At 67.5% G+C, this 16292-nt stretch carries 10 protein-coding genes; all 10 read right to left on the bottom strand.

The features are described 5' to 3' along the window. Window positions 1-14 precede the first annotated feature (14 nt). Window positions 15-6428, bottom strand: a complete 6414-nt coding sequence (locus G6N68_RS11890; protein WP_163711994.1) for a type I polyketide synthase — start codon at window positions 6426-6428, stop codon at window positions 15-17. Between the two features lie 52 nt (window positions 6429-6480). Continuing rightward, window positions 6481-7542, bottom strand: coding sequence for a type III polyketide synthase (locus G6N68_RS11885; protein WP_163711990.1), 1062 nt, complete (start codon window positions 7540-7542; stop codon window positions 6481-6483). Window positions 7543-7655: 113 nt separating this feature from the next. Then, a complete protein-coding gene (argH, locus tag G6N68_RS11880; RefSeq protein WP_163711987.1) occupies window positions 7656-9068 on the bottom strand; it encodes an argininosuccinate lyase in 1413 nt (470 codons plus the stop codon). A gap of 88 nt (window positions 9069-9156) precedes the next feature. Further along, window positions 9157-10353 carry an argininosuccinate synthase gene (locus G6N68_RS11875; protein ID WP_163711984.1) on the bottom strand — a complete coding sequence of 399 codons (1197 nt, stop codon included), beginning with the start codon at window positions 10351-10353 and terminating at the stop codon, window positions 9157-9159. 49 nt (window positions 10354-10402) lie between these two features. Then, window positions 10403-10915: an arginine repressor gene (locus tag G6N68_RS11870; RefSeq protein WP_163711981.1), complete on the bottom strand. Its 513-nt coding sequence runs from the start codon at window positions 10913-10915 to the stop codon at window positions 10403-10405. Beyond that, window positions 10912-11838, bottom strand: coding sequence for an ornithine carbamoyltransferase (gene argF / locus G6N68_RS11865; RefSeq protein ID WP_163711978.1), 927 nt, complete (start codon window positions 11836-11838; stop codon window positions 10912-10914). Before argF ends, G6N68_RS11870 begins: the two co-directional genes overlap by 4 nt. Further along, window positions 11835-13025, bottom strand: coding sequence for an acetylornithine transaminase (locus G6N68_RS11860; RefSeq protein ID WP_163711976.1), 1191 nt, complete (start codon window positions 13023-13025; stop codon window positions 11835-11837). Before G6N68_RS11860 ends, argF begins: the two co-directional genes overlap by 4 nt. After that, complete coding sequence (gene argB, locus G6N68_RS11855; RefSeq protein ID WP_163711973.1) at window positions 13022-13903, bottom strand: acetylglutamate kinase; 882 nt, start codon at window positions 13901-13903, stop codon at window positions 13022-13024. The genes G6N68_RS11860 and argB overlap by 4 nt, the downstream gene beginning before the upstream one ends. Next, window positions 13900-15114, bottom strand: a complete 1215-nt coding sequence (argJ, locus tag G6N68_RS11850) for a bifunctional glutamate N-acetyltransferase/amino-acid acetyltransferase ArgJ (RefSeq protein ID WP_163711970.1) — start codon at window positions 15112-15114, stop codon at window positions 13900-13902. The genes argB and argJ overlap by 4 nt, the downstream gene beginning before the upstream one ends. Continuing rightward, entirely contained in the window at window positions 15111-16169 is a 1059-nt protein-coding gene (argC, locus tag G6N68_RS11845) for an N-acetyl-gamma-glutamyl-phosphate reductase (protein ID WP_163711967.1), read from the bottom strand. The genes argJ and argC overlap by 4 nt, the downstream gene beginning before the upstream one ends. Window positions 16170-16292: the final 123 nt, after the last annotated feature.

Genomic DNA, 16292 nt, shown 5'->3' with positions numbered 1-16292 from the left:
ATCCTCGTGGTCCATCACGACCCCAGTTCTTCGTCGAGAATGGCGAAGAGTTCGCTCTCGGTGGCGTTCAGGAGGTCGGCGTCGTCGGGGGCAACGGCATCGTCGGAAGCATCCGCTTGGGTCGCCAGGGTCGTCAGCAGCCCCAGGATGCGGGCGTTGAGATGTGCCTTGTCTTCCGGCTCCCAGCCGGGCTGATTGAGCAGCGTCTGCAGCTCGCGGGTGATGTCGTTGAAGCGGGCCATCAGGTCCGGACGATCCGCAGCCGGAGCAGCGAGATCCAGGCGGGCATCGAGGTGCTCGGCGAGCGCGGACGGCGTCGGATAGTCGAAGATCAGCGTGGGCGAAAGATGGTGTCCCGTGGCCATCTTCAGGCGATTGCGCAACTCGACGGCGGTGAGCGAGTCGAAGCCAAGGTCTTGAAAAACGCTGTCGGCGTTGATGTCTGCGGTACCGGGTCGTCCCAGCACGGTTGCCGCGCTGTCGCGCACCAGATCGACGAGTTCACGTTGTCGGTGTTCCGGGGGCAGGCCGCGTAGCCGTGCGACGAGGCTTGTCATCGATGCCGACCCGGTGTCGGAGTCGGCGACTACACGTCGGACCGGACGGGTGACCAGCTGAGTCAGCAACGGCGGCAAGGCATCTGCGGTTGCCAGCGCGGCAGTGTCGACGCGGGCTGCGAGCACGACGGGGTGGTCGGCCAGCATCGCGGCGTCGAACAGTTCCAGCGCCTGCCCGGTTGACAAGGCAGCCAGCCCGACGCGGGTCATGCGGGCTTTGTCACGGTCGGCCAGGTGTTGCGTCATTGCGCTGGCCTGTTCCCACAGACCCCAGGCCACCGACAAGCCGGGCAAACCGCGGGAGCGGCGGTAGGCGGCGAGTCCGTCCAGGAAGCTGTTGGCCGCAGCGTAATTGCCCTGTCCTGCGGTCCCGACGATCCCCGCCATCGACGAAAACATCACGAACGCCGACAAATCCAGGTTCTCGGTGAGTTTGTGCAGGTTCCACGCCCCGTCAACCTTGGCGCGCAACACCGCATCGATCCGCTCGGGCGTGAGGGATCCGATCAGGCCGTCGTCGAGGACTCCGGCGGCGTGGACGACGCCCCGGAGCGGATACCGTGACGGCAGCTGCGCGAGCAGCGCGGCGGCAGCATCGCGATCGGCGATGTCGCAGGCCGCCACCGACACCTGCGCCCCGGCGTCCTCGAGTCGGGCCACCAACTCGGCGACGCCCTCCGCGTCGGCTCCCCGGCGGCTGGCCAACACCACGTGGGCCACGCCGTACCGGGACACCAAGTGCGTGGCCACGGCCGAGCCCGCCATCCCGGTGCCCCCGGTGATCAGCACCGTGGATCCTGCCAGGCTCGGGACGGTCAGGACCACCTTGCCGACGTGCCGCGCCTGGCTGACGAAGCGGTACGCGGTTGAGGCGCTGCGCACATCGAATGTCTTGACCGGCAGCGGGTTTATCGCCCCGGCAGCGAACAACCCGACGCTTTCCGCCAGCATGGCCGCAGTACGGTCCGGGCCGGCCTCGATCAGATCGAACGCCCGATACGCCACGCCCGGATGATCGGCCGCCACCTGCCGCGCGTCGCGGATATCGGTCTTACCCATTTCGACAAACCGGCCACCGGTGACCAGCAACCGCAGTGACGCGTCCACGAAGTCGCCGGCCAACGAGTTGAGCACGACGTCGACCCCGCTGCCGCCGGTGGTCGTCAAAAACTTTTTCTCGAACTCCAACGTGCGTGAATCGCCGATGTGATCGTCATCAAAGCCCATCGCGCGCAACGTATCCCACTTGCCCTGGCTGGCCGTGGCGAACACCTCCGCGCCCCAATGGCGGGCCAGCTGCACCGCCGCCATCCCCACCCCACCGGTTGCGGCATGCACCAACACCCGCTCGCCGGCCCGCAGGCCCGCCAGCACCGACAACCCGTAGAGCGCCGTCAAGAACACCACCGGCACACCGGCGGCCTGCACCAGCGACCATCCCGCAGGCACCGCGGTCACCAACCGCGCATCGACGACGGCTTCTGAACCCACCACCCCGAACAAGCCCATCACCGCCTCGCCGACGGCGTATTCCGTTACCCCAGGCCCGACCTCGATGACCACCCCGGCGCCCTCGACACCCAATTCACCGCCGCCCGGATACATCCCCAACGCCACCAAGACGTCGCGGAAGTTCACCCCCACAGCGGCCACCGCGACCCGCACCTGCCCGGCGGCAAGTGCTACCCGCGGGCAGGGTTGGACCGTCAGGTCCTCCAGCGCTCCGGCGCCGCCCGCGTCGATCCGCCAGGCTCCGGCCGGCAGTTCGAGCGCCGACCCTGAAGCCGCGGGTGCCAGTCGGGCGGCATAGGCGGCGCCGGAACGAACCACCAACTGCGGCTCGCCACAACCGATAACCGCTTCGACATCCAGCGACCCATCCGAATCCAGCAGAACCACGCGGCCGGGATGCTCAGCCTGGGCCGAGCGCACCAGGCCCCAGACCGCCGCACCGGCCAGATCGGTCACGTCTTCATCGGGCAGTCCCACCGCGCCGCTGGTCAACACGACCAGCACTCCGGACTCGTCGCCGGCCAACCACGACTGCAGCGTCCGCAATGCGGCGTGGGTGGCCTCGTACACCGCCCCCGGCGCGCCGTCACCGTAAGCGTCCGGTCGCCATACCGTGACGCCACTGCCGCCGTCGCCAACTCCGTCGGGCGACAACGGCACCGGTGACCACGCCACCTCCAACAGGCCGCTCCCCGCCCGGTTGGCCTGCCGAGCCAGGGCCGCCGACAACTGCGCAGCCGACACCGGGCGGACCGCCAACTCGCGTACCGACAAGATCGGCAACCCGGCCCCGTCGGCCAGTTCGATCGACACGGCACCCACCCCGACGGGCGCTATCCGAACCCGGGCGCGCGACGCGCCGGCAGCGTGCAGGCAGACGCCCTGCCAGGAGAACGGGAGCATCGTCTCGGTTTGCTCGCCGGCTACCCCCATCGCATGGAGCGCCGCATCGATCAGCACCGGATGAATCTCGAACCCCTGGGCTCCAACCACTTTCGGGACGGCGACCTCCGCAAACACCTCAGTGCCGAGTTGCCACATCGCCCGCAAGCCCGCGAACGCCGGGCCGTACTCGTAACCGCGCTGCGCCAACCGCTGGTAGGCACCGCCGATTTCCACCGGTGTGGCTCCCACCGGTGGCCACACCGACAGGTCCGCGACCGGCGGCACCGCGCCGGTGCTCAACACGCCCTCCGCATGCAGCGTCCATTCCGAATCAGGGTGGACGCCGGCAGAAAACACCGAAACTGCCCGTCGGCCGGAGGCACCCGCGGCGCCCACCACCACCTGTACGCGCACCCCGTCGGTCGCAGGCAATGGCAGCGGCGCTGAGAGGGTCAGCTCCTCGACGACCGAACAACCGACCTCGTCGCCGGCCCGCAGCGCCAGTTCCACGAAACCGGCCCCCGGGAACAGCACCACCCCGGCCACCGCGTGATCGGTCAGCCACGGCTGTGCGGTCCGCGACAACCGGCCCGTCAGCACCACCTCGCCGGAATCCGCGCGGTGCACCACCGCACCCAGCAGCCCGTGTTCGGCTCCCCGCAATCCCATACCGCCGAGGTCGCCGGCGCCGGCGCCCGCCCCGGGCAACCAGAAACGCCGGTGTTGGAAGGCGTAGGTGGGCAACTCGACCCGACTAACCCGGGCAGGATCGCCGAAGGCCGTCCCGAAGTCCACCGGCACGCCCGCCACGTGTGCCTGTCCCACCGACAACCAGAACCGGTCCAGTCCCCCCTCGTCGCGCCCGAGCGACGGAAGGATGATGGCGTTCAACGCATCTCGTTCGCCGCAGGTCTCCTCGATGCCGGGTACCAACACCGGATGCGGACTGGATTCGATGAACACCCGATACCCGGCGTCGCATGCATTTCGGACAGCGCTCTCGAATTGCACTGTCTGCCTGATGCTTTGGAACCAATAGTCGGCGCTCAGGCCGGCGGTGTCCATGAGTTCGCCGGTGGTGGTGGAGAAGAACGCCACCGGCGAGGAATGTGGCTCGATGCCGGCCAACGCCTTGACGAGAGGCTCGCGGATCACGTCGACCTGGGCGGAGTGGGAGGCATAGTCGACATCGATTCTGCGGGCCCGCACGCCAGCCGCCTCGCTGTGCACCAGAAGCTTTTCCAGCGCTTCGACCTCGCCGGCGACGACGACGGCCGAGACGCCGTTGATCGCGGCGACGCTGAGCTGATCTCCCCACGGCGCCAACAACTCTTGGGCCCGTGCCGAACCACACGCCAGCGACACCATGCCGCCCGTACCCGCCAGCTTCACCAGCAGTTGGCTACGCAGCGCCACCACCCGGGCGGCGTCTGCCAGCGTCAATGCCCCCGCCACGACGGCGGCCGCGATCTCGCCCTGCGAATGCCCGATCACCGCGTCCGGGATCACGCCCACCGAACGCCACAATTCGGCCAGCGACACCATCACCGCCCACAGGACCGGCTGCACCACGTCCACGCGATCCAGGCCGGGTGCGCCCGGCGCCCCCCGGATGACGTCGATCAACGACCAGTCGACATATTCACCGAGGGCCTTGCCGCATCGGTGCATCTGTTCGGCGAACACCGTTGAGGTGTCGAGCAACTGGACGCCCATCCCCAGCCATTGCGAGCCTTGCCCGGGGAACACGAACACGGTCCGTCCGGTTGTCCGAGCGCGGCCCACCGCGACGTTGGCGCCCGGCGCGCCCGCGGCCAACCCGGCCAGCGCACTGGTGAAGTCGTCGAGGTCGGTCCCTACCACCACCGCGCGATGTTCAAACAACGAGCGGGTATTGATCAGCGACCAGCCGACGTCGGTCAGCCTCAGTTCCGGATGTGCATTGAGGTGGGCGAGCAATCGCTGCGCCTGAGCCGCCAATGCCTCGGCTGACCGCGCGGATAATACCCACGGCAGCGGTCGTTCATGTTCAGCTACAAGATTTTCCGGCTCTTCCGGGGTATCCGGGTTCTCCGTCCGCACCGCCGACGCTGGCGCCTGTTCCAGAATGACGTGGGCGTTCGTGCCGCTTATCCCGAACGATGACACCCCCGCGCGGCGCGGCCCCTCGCCGTCCGGCCACGGCCGCGGCTCGGTCAGCAACGACACCGCCCCCGCCGACCAATCCACGTGCGGCGTGGGCACATCCACGTGCAGCGTCTTGGGCATCACTTGATGGCGGATGGCCTGCACCATCTTGATCACACCGCCAACGCCGGCGGCGGCCGAGGTGTGCCCCATGTTCGATTTGATGGATCCCAGCCACAACGGCCGGTCCGCCGACCGACCCTGCCCATACGTCGCCACCAGCGCCTGGGCTTCGATGGGGTCTCCCAGGGTGGTGCCGGTCCCGTGCCCCTCGACGACGTCGACGTCGGCGGCGTGCAGCCGGGCGTTTGCCAACGCGGAGCGGATTACCCGTTGCTGCGCGGGCCCATTGGGAGTGGCCAATCCGTTGGACGCCCCATCCTGATTGACCGCCGAGCCCCGCACCACCGCCAACACCGGATGCCCCAGCCGCTGCGCGTCGGACAGTCGTTCCACCACCAACACCCCGACGCCCTCGGAGAAACCGGTCCCGTCGGCGGCCCCGGCGTAGGCCTTGCATCGGCCGTCGGCCGCCAGCGCCCGCTGTCGGCTGAACTCCACGAACATCGCAGGAGTGGCCATCACCGTGACACCCCCGACCAACGCCAGTTCGCACTCCCCCGACCGCAACGACTGCGTCGCCAGGTGCAGCGCCACCAACGACGACGAACACGCCGTGTCGACCGAGATGGCCGGGCCTTCCAAACCCAGCGAATACGCCACCCGCCCGGACGCCACACTCAACGTCGAGCCGCGCAACCCGTACCGCTCCAGGTCGCCGGGCACCCGCCCCTGGCCACCGTACGAACCGTGGAACACCCCGGCGAACACGCCCGTCGGGGAGCCGCGCAGCGTCGCCGGGTCAATCCCCGCCCGCTCCAGCGCCTCCCAGGACACCTCCAACAGCAACCGCTGTTGGGGATCCATGGCCAGCGCCTCGCTCGGTGCGATCCCGAAGAAGGCCGCATCGAAACCGGCCACGTCGGTCAAGAATCCGCCGCAGCGCGTGACCGACTTCCCTATCGCGTCGGGATCGGGATCGAACAGCCCGTTCAAATCCCAGCCGCGGTCGGCCGGGAACTCGGAGACCACGTCGCGCCCCTGAACGACCATCTCCCACAGGGATTCGGGCGAGTCCACCCCGCCCGGGTACCGGCAGGCCATCCCCACCACCGCCACCGGCTCGGTGCTGAGAGCCAGCAAGTCCCGGTTTTCTTGCTTGAGGCGTTCGACTTCCTTCAGAGATGACCGCAGGGCCCGCACGAGGTCTTGCTCGGAGCTGTTCATCCAACCCGGCCTTCCCCACGAACGAACGGGTGAGCGAGTCGTCCGGTGCGCATCAATGCCAGCGCAGCAGCACCAGTTCGGAGCAGAAGCCTGGGCCCATGGCAATCATCAAACCCGGGCTTCCGCTGGGTGGCGGCTTCGCGATGGTGTCCCGAAGTACGTGCAGTACCGACGCGGACGACAGGTTGCCGATCTCGCCCAGCGAGCGCCAGGTCAGCTCCAAGGCTTCCGGCGGCAGGTCGAGACTGGCGGTGATCGCGTCGATGATCTTGGGGCCGCCCGGATGACTGACCCAGGCACCTATGTCGGTGGTGGTCAGGCCATGTTCGCCGAGGAAGGTGTTGACGTCGTCGGCGATGTACTGCTCGACCACGGCCGCGAGGTCCTTGGACAACACCAGCTCGAATCCGGTCGTACCCACGTCGTAGCCCATTGTGCGCAGCGAATCGGGATAGAGGTGGCTGCGTGAGTCGAGGATGTCCGGACCGCTGGCGTCGAGTTTTTCGGCTCGCCGTGTGCCGACGCCCACCACCGCGGCTGCCCCGTCCGCAAAGAGCGCGCTACCCACCAGGCCCGCCAGCGACGGCTTGTAGCCCGGGTAGGTGAGCGAACACAGCTCCACCGAAATGAGCGCCGCGACGCCGTCGGGCGCGCCGCGCAGGTAGTCGTGCAGCCGCGCAACGCCCGCCGCGCCGGCCACGCAGCCCAGCCCGAACAGGGGCACCCGTCGCAGGTCCGGGCGCAGGCCCAAACGCGCGGCGATGCGGGCGTCCAGCGAAGGCGCGGCGAGGCCGGTGACCGTCGTGGTGATGAGCGCGTCGAGGTCCTGCGGCCGCAGACCGGCCTCATCGAGCGCGCCGACCAGTGCCTCGCAGCCGAGATCGACGGCGTGTTCGACGAAGATTCGGTTGGCCGTGCCAAAGTCTTTGAGCGTGGGATATCGGTCCAGCGGCAACGTCAGGTGACGACTGTTGACCTTCGCGCTGGCATGCAGTTGGCGGACGATGTCCTCGTAACCCGCGAACTCCGGGATGCTGACGAAGAAGTCGGTGAGCTCTCGCTGCGGGTACCGGTGCGTGGGCAGCGCGCCGAACACGCCTGCGATGACACTCATACGCCCCACCCCTAAGTGACGAACCGTCGGGCCGAAGGGTTCAGCTCCGGTCGTCAAAGTTTAGCCCCGGGTAGGAGTCGCCGGACACCTCGGGCAAAGACCGGGCCGGATTGTTAGCTCGTCAAGCTATGGCGCAGCTCGTGGGCCTTTGCCCGGACCGCCGCCAGTTGCGTGGCAACTTGCGAGGGCGCGGTGCCGCCACGGGAGTCGCGCGATGCGACCGACCCCTCGATGGTCAACACCTCACGGACCTCCGGGGTCAACTCGGGACTGATGGCGGCCAGTTCGTCATCGGTCAGGTCCTGCAGCCCAACCTGGCGCTGCTCGGCGGCCCGCACGGCGGCACCGGCGGCTTCGTGGGCGGATCGAAACGGCACACCTTGGCGTACGAGCCATTCAGCGATATCGGTGGCCAGCGTGTAACCCGCCGGTGCCAGTGCGGCCATGCGCTCGACGTCGAATGTCAGGCTCCCCACCAGCCCGGCCATCGCCGGGAGCAGCAGTTCGAGCTGAGCCACCGAGTCGAACACCGGCTCCTTGTCTTCCTGCAGGTCACGGTTGTAGGCCAACGGCTGGGCCTTGAGCGTGGCCAGCAGCCCGGCCAGGTTGCCGATCAACCGCCCCGACTTGCCTCGGGCCAGTTCGGCGATGTCCGGGTTTTTCTTCTGCGGCATGATCGAGCTACCGGTGGACCACGAGTCGTGCAACGTGACGTAGCCGAACTCCGTCGAGCTCCAGATGATGATGTCCTCGGCCAACCGGGACAGGTCCACGCTGATCATGGCAAACACGAACGCCGCCTCGGCGGCGAAATCGCGGGCGGCGGTGGCGTCGATGGAATTGTCGGCGGCGGCCGCGAAACCCAGGTCCGCGGCAATGGCGTCCGGGTCGAGTCCCAGCGAGGAACCCGCCAGTGCCCCGGAGCCGTAGGGTGACACCGCCGCGCGGGCGTCGAAGTCCACGATGCGGTCCACGTCGCGCAGCAACGGATGGGCATGTGCGAGCAGATGGTGGGCCAGCAAGACGGGCTGGGCCGACTGTAGGTGGGTCTTTCCGGGCATGATGGCCGTCGGATGGGCCGCGGCCTGATCGGCCAGGGCCGCGACCACGTCGAGCACTCCTGCGGCCACGCGACGCACCGCGTCGCGCAGCCACATCCGGAACAGCGTGGCCACCTGGTCGTTGCGTGATCGGCCGGCCCGCAACCGGCCGCCGAGGTCCGGCCCGACGCGGTCGATCAGTCCGCGTTCCAGCGCCGCATGCACGTCCTCGTCGGTCACCAGCGGGCGGAAGCTGCCGTCGGCCACGTCCTCGGCGAGGCTGTCCAGGCCGGCCAACAGGCCGTCACGCTGCTCCTCGGTGAGCAGTCCGGCCCGGTAGAGCACTACGGTGTGGGCGCGGGACGCGATGATGTCGTACGGCGCCAGCACCCAGTCGAAGTGGGTTGACTTGCTCAGCGCGGCCAGCGCGTCGGACGGCCCGCCGCTGAACCGCCCGCCCCACAGGGACCCCTCGTTGGTGCTCACCGGGGCACCCTTACCCCGGCGAGCAGACGCAAACTCGCACTCGTGAGGGCCAATTCGTACAAGTTTGTGTCTGCTCGGCGGGAAAATTTCACCGCAGGTCCCGGCGGGCGGAAATCTTGGACGACAGCCCGTGGATGTGGACGAAGCCCTTGGCCGCCGACTGGTCGAAGGTGTCGCCCTCGTCGTAGGTGGCCAGGTTGAAGTCGTACAACGACTCCGCGCTGCGGCGGCCGTTGACCGCGATGTGCCCGCCGTGCAGAACCAGCCGGACTTCGCCGGTGACGTGCTCCTGGGTCTTGTCGACGAACGATTCCAGCGCGATCTTCAGCGGCGAGTACCACAGGCCGTCGTACACCAGCTCCGCCCACCGCTGGTCGGTGTGCCGCTTGAACCGGCCCAGCTCACGCTCCAGTGTGACGTGCTCGAGTTCGGTGTGTGCGGTGATCAGCACCATCGCGCCGGGTGCCTCGTAAATCTCGCGGCTCTTGATGCCCACCAGCCGATCCTCGACGACGTCGAGTCGCCCGACGCCCTGGGCGCCGGCGCGACGGTTGAGCTCCTCGATGGCCTGCAGCATCGTCACCCGCTTGCCGTCGATCGATACCGGCACGCCGTTCTCGAACCCCACGATCACCTCGTCCGGGGTGTTCCAGTTGACGGTGGGATCTTCGGTGTAGTCGTAGACGTCCTTGGTGGGCGCGTTCCACAGGTGCTCGAGGAACCCAGTTTCCACCGCGCGGCCCCAGACGTTCTGGTCGATCGAGAACGGCGAGCGCTTGGTGACGTTGATCGGGATCGCGTTTTCTTCGGCGAACTGGATCGCCTTCTCCCGCGTCCACGCGTAGTCGCGGACGGGCGCCAGCACCTCGAGATCCGGTGCCAGCGAAGCGAATCCGACCTCGAAGCGGACCTGGTCGTTGCCCTTTCCGGTGCAGCCGTGGGCGACGATGGTGCCGCCGTGCTCGCGCGCGGCCGCGACCAGATGCTTGACGATGAGCGGTCGGCTGATCGCCGATACCAGCGGATAGCGGTCCATGTAGAGCGCGTTGTTGAGCACCGTCGGCAGGCAGTAGCCCTCGGCGAACTCGTCACGCGCGTCCACGACGACGGCTTCGACGGCGCCGCAGTCCAGCGCCCGCTGGCGCACCACCTCCATGTCCTCGCCACCTTGGCCGAGGTCAATCGCCACCGCCACGACCTCACGGCCGGTCTCCTTGCCGATCCAGCTGATGGCCACCGAGGTGTCCAGTCCGCCGGAATACGCCAGGATGACGCGATCTGACATGAACAATCTCCTTCAGCTTTGCCGAAACCGGCAGCAGTTTATTCGAGGCTTACTTCAACTTTTCCAACGCAGACGCCAGATCAGTGCCGGTCATCGGCGCGCGGGCGGCGACAAACACGGTGTCGTCGCCGGCGATGGTGCCGACAACGTACGGTAGCGCCGCGCGATCGATCGCGCTGGCCAAATAGTGCGCTCCCCCTGGTGGCGTCCGCAGCACGGCCAGATTGGCGCTGGCGTCGGTGGAGACCAGCAACTCGTTGAGCAGTCGGGACAGTCGACCGGTGCCGCCGGTGACCCCGCGGACCGGGCTGCCGTCTTCGGGCACAACGTAGACGCCGACTCCGCCGTCGGCACCGCGCAGTTTCACCGCACCGAGCTCTTCCAGATCGCGCGACAGCGTGGCCTGAGTGACCTCGATGCCCTCTGCCGCCAACAATGCGGCCAGTTCGCTTTGGCTGCTGACGGATTCCGTCGACAAGATGGCCACGATGCGGGCCTGCCGGCCGGCGCGGGTGACACTGACGTCCGCGCCCGAAACGGCGTGCGCCTTCGCTTCGCTCATCGCGATCGCTCCAACAACCACACCAGCAGCGCCTTCTGGGCGTGCAACCGGTTTTCGGCCTCGTCCCACACCGCGCTGGCCGGCCCGTCCATCACCTCGTCGGTGATCTCGTCGCCGCGGTGGGCCGGAAGACAATGCAAGACAATGGCTTTGGAGTCGGCCAGGGACAGGAGCCGCTCGTTGACCTGGAACGGCCGGAATGGCTTGACGCGGTCCAGTCCGTCGCCTTCCTGGCCCATCGACGTCCAGGTATCGGTCACCAGGACATCGGCGCCGCTGGCGGCCTCGTCGGCGTTCTGGGTCACCGTCACCGAAGCGCCGGTGGCTTCGGCGCGTTCCTGGGCCGCCGCCAGGACAGCGGGATCGGGCAGGAAGCCCTCGGGACCGGCGACGGTCACATGGATACCCGCCGTCACGCCGCCGAGCATCAGCGAATGGGCCATGTTGTTCGCGCCATCGCCGAAATAGGACAGCCGCAGACCGCTCAGCGACCCCTTGCGTTCGGCGATGGTCTGCAGATCGGCCAGCACCTGGCAGGGATGGAACTCGTCGGACAACGCGTTGACGACGGGCACCGTCGCGGTTTCCGCCATGGCAGTCAGCCGCTCTTGGCCGAACGTTCGCCAGACGATGGCATCGACATAACGGGACAGCACCTGCGCGGTGTCCTGCAGGGTTTCGTCACGACCCAGCTGAGTGGAGCGGCTGTCGACCACGACGGCGTGGCCACCGAGATGTGCGATGCCCAACTCGAACGAGAACCGGGTCCGGGTGGAGTTCTTGTCGAAAATGACCGCAACCCCGCGGGGGCCCTCGAGGGGACGACGGCTGAACGGGTCCTTTTTCAGTTCGGCCGCCAGTTCGAGGACCTCGGCCTGCTCGGCGGGCGTCAGGTCATCGTCACGCAGAAAGTGTCGCGTCATGCCGATGCTCCGGCCTTGTCGAGGATCGCTGGCAGCGCCGCGACGAAACCTTCCAGCTGAGATTCGCTGATGATCAACGGCGGCGCCAGGCGAATCACGTTGGGCGCGGCGCCATTCACGAGATAACCGGCATCCCGGGCGGTCGCCTCGGCGCCCTTGGCGAGTTGTTCGGTCAGCACGATGCCCCGCAGTAGTCCGCGGCCGCGCACATGATCGATCAGGGGGTGGCCCAGTGCTTCGATGCCGTGTTGCAGCGACTTGCCCAATACCTCGGCACGACGCACCAAGTCGTCGGCGGCCAGCACCCGCAGCACCGCCAGGGCCGCCGCGGTGCAGATGGGGTTGCCGCCGAACGTGCTGCCGTGCAGGCCAGGGGTCAGCAGTTCCGACGCCGGCCCGACGGCCAGGCACGCCCCGATGGGCAAGCCGCCGCCGAGTCCCTTGGCCAGCGTGACCACGTCGGGCGTTATGCCTTCGTGCTGGTGTGCGTAAAACGTTCCGGTGCGCCCTATTCCGGTCTGCACCTCGTCGAGCACCAGCAAGGCACGGTGCCGGGAGGTGATGTCGCGGGCTGCCGCCAGGTAGCCCTCCGGAGGAACGACGACACCGCTCTCCCCCATGATCGGCTCGAGAAATACTGCGGCGGTTTGATCGTCGACGGCCTCGGCCAATGCGTCGGTGTCACCGTACGGGACGTACGTGACGTCACCGGGTAGCGGTTCGAACGGCGTCCGCTTGGCAGGCTGCCCGGTCAGCGCCAATGACCCCATGGTGCGGCCGTGGAAACCTTCCTGCGCGGCAACCAATTTCGTGCGGCCCGTGAGGCGGGTCAGTTTGAACGCGGCTTCGTTGGCCTCGGCCCCGGAGTTGCAGAAGAACACTCGGGCCGGATTCTCGGCGCCCAGGAGCGCAACCAACTCTTCGGCCAGCGCGATGCCGGGTTCGGTGGCGTACAGGTTGGAAGTGTGTCCGAGCGTCGACAGCTGCTGGGTGACAGCCTCGATGATCGCCGGATGCCGATGGCCCAGGATGTTGACGGCGATGCCAGCGAGCAGGTCGACGTAGGTCTTGCCGTCCGCATCGGTGACGACGGCGCCGTCACCGCTGACGAGTGCCATCGTCGGAGTGCCGTAGTTGTTCATCATTACGGCTTGCCACCGCTGCTGGACGGCTTCGGTGTTGGTCACGCGCTCACCACCTTGGTACCGGTGCCTGCATCGGTCAAAAGTTCCACCAGCACACAATGTTTGACTCGTCCGTCGATGACGTGCGCGCTCGGCACTCCCCCGGAGACGGCCCGCAAGCAGGCTTCCACCTTGGGGATCATGCCCGCCTCCAGCGTGGGCAGCAGTTGCGACAGTGTGGCCGTGTCGATCTCGCTGACCAGCGAACCTTTGTCGGGCCAACTGGTGTACAGGCCCTCGACGTCGGTAAGCATCAACAGCTTCTCGGCTCCCAGCGCTTCGGCCAATGCGGCGGCGGCAGTGTCAGCGTTGATGTTGTGCACCACGCCATCGGCGTCCGGCGCCAACGTCGAAACCACCGGAATGCGGCCTGCCGCAATGAGGTCGAGTACGGCGTCGGTGTTGACCAGGTCGACGTCGCCGACCAACCCGATGTCAATGGCGACACCGTCGACGGTGACGCTGCGCCGTACAGCGGTGAACAATTGTGCGTCCTCGCCGGTGATCCCGACGGCGTACGGTCCGTGCGCATTGATCATGTTCACCAGTTCGCGACCGACCTGCCCGAACAACACCATCCGTGCCACGTCGAGCACTTCCGGTGTGGTGACCCGGAACCCGCCCTTGAAGTCGCCTTCGATGCCGAGTCTGCGCAGCATGGCTGTGATCTGCGGTCCGCCGCCGTGCACGACGACGGGATGGATGCCGCAGTTGCGCAGAAAGGCCATGTCGGCGGCGAAGGCTTTGCGCAAGACATCGTCGGTCATGGCGTTGCCGCCGTACTTGATGACGACGATCTTGCCGTGCAACTGCTTGAGCCAGGGCAATGCCTCGGCCAGCACCTCGGCCTTGACCTGGGTGGACAGCCCTTCGGTGCTCATGAGCTGTACGCCGAATTCTCTTCGACGTAGCCGTGCGACAAGTCCGTGGTGCGGATAGCCGCCTGACCGTCACCAAGGGCCAGGTCGACGGTGATGTCGATGTCCGGCGCCGATAGGTCGACCTCGCGCGCACCCGGAGCTCCAACTCCATCAATGCAGACCGCAGAGCCGTTGAACAACACCGAGATTCGATCAGGTTCTAGGGTGATCGGCGCCATCCCGACGGCGGCCAGCACCCGTCCCCAGTTGGGATCCGAGCCGAATAGCGCGGTTTTGACCAGGCTGTCGCGGGCGATTGCCCGTGCGGCAATGAGGGCATCGTCGTCCGTGACCGCCCCGACCACCGTTACCGTGACACGCTTGGTGACGCCCTCCGCGTCAGCCTGAAGCTGGGCGCACAGATCGTCGCAGACCCGAAGGACGGCGTCATCCAGATCGCTCTGCGGCGGCGCGATTTCACTGGCACCCGAGGCCAGCAACAGGACCGTGTCGTTGGTGGAGCAGCTGCCGTCCACGTCGAGCCGGTCGAAGGTCAGGGCGGCGGCGCGGCGCAGGGCCTGATCCAAAGCCGCGGGCTCGGCGACCGCATCGGTGGTAAGCACGACCAACATGGTGGCCAGTGACGGCGCCAGCATCCCCGCCCCCTTGGCCATTGCGCCGACCGTCCAATTGTTCTGGTGGTGCAGCGCAACCTGTTTGGGGACCGTGTCGGTTGTCATGATGGCGTGGGCGGCGTCGTCACCGCCGGTCAGCCCGCCATGCATCTCGTGCACGATGTCGCGAACGCCGGCCAGCACTTTGTCCATTGGCAGCCGGTCGCCGATCAGGCCGGTGGAGCAGACAGCCACTTCGATGGCCCCGGTCTCGGTACCCCAGTCCGACAGCGCCGCAGCCACCGCCTCCGCGGTGGCGTGGGTGTCTTGGAAGCCCGCGGGTCCGGTACACGCATTGGCACCACCGGAATTGAGGATCACTGCCCGAAGTTGCCCGGTTTTGAGCACCTGTTGAGTCCACAGCACCGGTGCGGCCTTGACTTTGTTGCGAGTCAGCACCCCGGCGGCCGCGTAGTCGGGTCCTTCGTTGAAGACGAGCGCAAGGTCGGGCGCTCCGGATGCTTTGATCCCGGCGGCGATACCGGCGGCGCGAAAGCCCGCCGGTGCCGTAACTCCTTGGGCGCGAACCAACCTGGTGGTTTTGGCGGTATCGGTCACGGGGCCACTCCGACCACCGACAAGCCCTCGGTCTCGGGCCAGCCCAGCGCGATGTTCATCGACTGGATCGCGGCGCCCGCCGTTCCCTTGACCAGGTTGTCAATCGCCGAGATCGCCACGAACGTCTCGGCGGCCTCGTCCACGGCAACGGCGATGTGAGCGGCGTTGCTGCCGATCACCGAGCCGGTCCGGGGCAGCTGCCCTTCGGGCATGAGGTATACGAAAGGCTCAGCGTGGTAAGCCTTTTCGTAGGTTGCACGAATTTGCGAGAGCGGCGCGCGGGTACGCGCGGTGCAGGTGGCCAGGATGCCGCGAGAGGTCGGGATGAGCACCGGCGTGAAGGACACCGTTACGTCACCGTCGGTAACGGCCCGCAGTCCCTGAGCGATTTCCGGGGTGTGGCGATGGACGCCACCGATGTTGTAGGCGCGCGCCGATCCGATGACTTCCGCGCCCAGCAGATCGACCTTGGCCGCGCGGCCGGCTCCTGAAGTTCCACTGACGGCGACGACGGTAACCGCGGGTTCGATCAGGCCCGCGGCCATCGCGGGCACGAGTGCCAGCAGCGCCGCGGTCGGGTAGCAACCTGGGACGGCGATGCGGCGGGCACCGTTGAGGCGGTCGCGGCCGCCGGGCAACTCGGGCAGGCCGTAGGGCCAGCTGCCGGCGTGCGGAGAACCGTAGAAACGCTCCCACGCTGCGGCATCGCTGAGCCGGAAGTCCGCGCCGCAGTCGATGATCAGCGTCTCCGGGCCGAGTTCTTGCGCCAACGCTGCCGAATGCCCATGCGGCAGCCCGAGAAAGACCACGTCATGGCCTCGGAGGACGTCGAGATCCGTCGGGTCGACGACTCGCTGCGCCAACGGCAGAAGGTGTGGGTGGTGCTCACCAAGCAAGGTGCCGGCACTTGCCGCGGCGGTCAGCGAGCCGATGGAGAGACGACCGGACACGTACGCCGGATGCCCGAGCAGCAGTCGGAGCACCTCGCCGCCCGCGTAGCCGCTAGCACCGGCGACTGCCACCCTTATTCCCTCGGCCATTCGCCGATTCTGCATGTTTATGCAGCGGTTTGCAAATTTATTCCTGGTCGCGGGCCGTCGCGCCGCCTAGTGTGCCAAGTTACCGGGATGGGCGAGTCTGACTGCGTGGGGTTGTCTCCTCGCCCATCCCGGCAACGT

This window comes from Mycobacterium bourgelatii (assembly GCF_010723575.1).
Lineage (GTDB): Bacteria > Actinomycetota > Actinomycetes > Mycobacteriales > Mycobacteriaceae > Mycobacterium > Mycobacterium bourgelatii.
The sequence above is the reverse complement of the archived record's forward strand: the minus strand, read 5'-3'. Positions and strand labels throughout refer to the sequence as shown.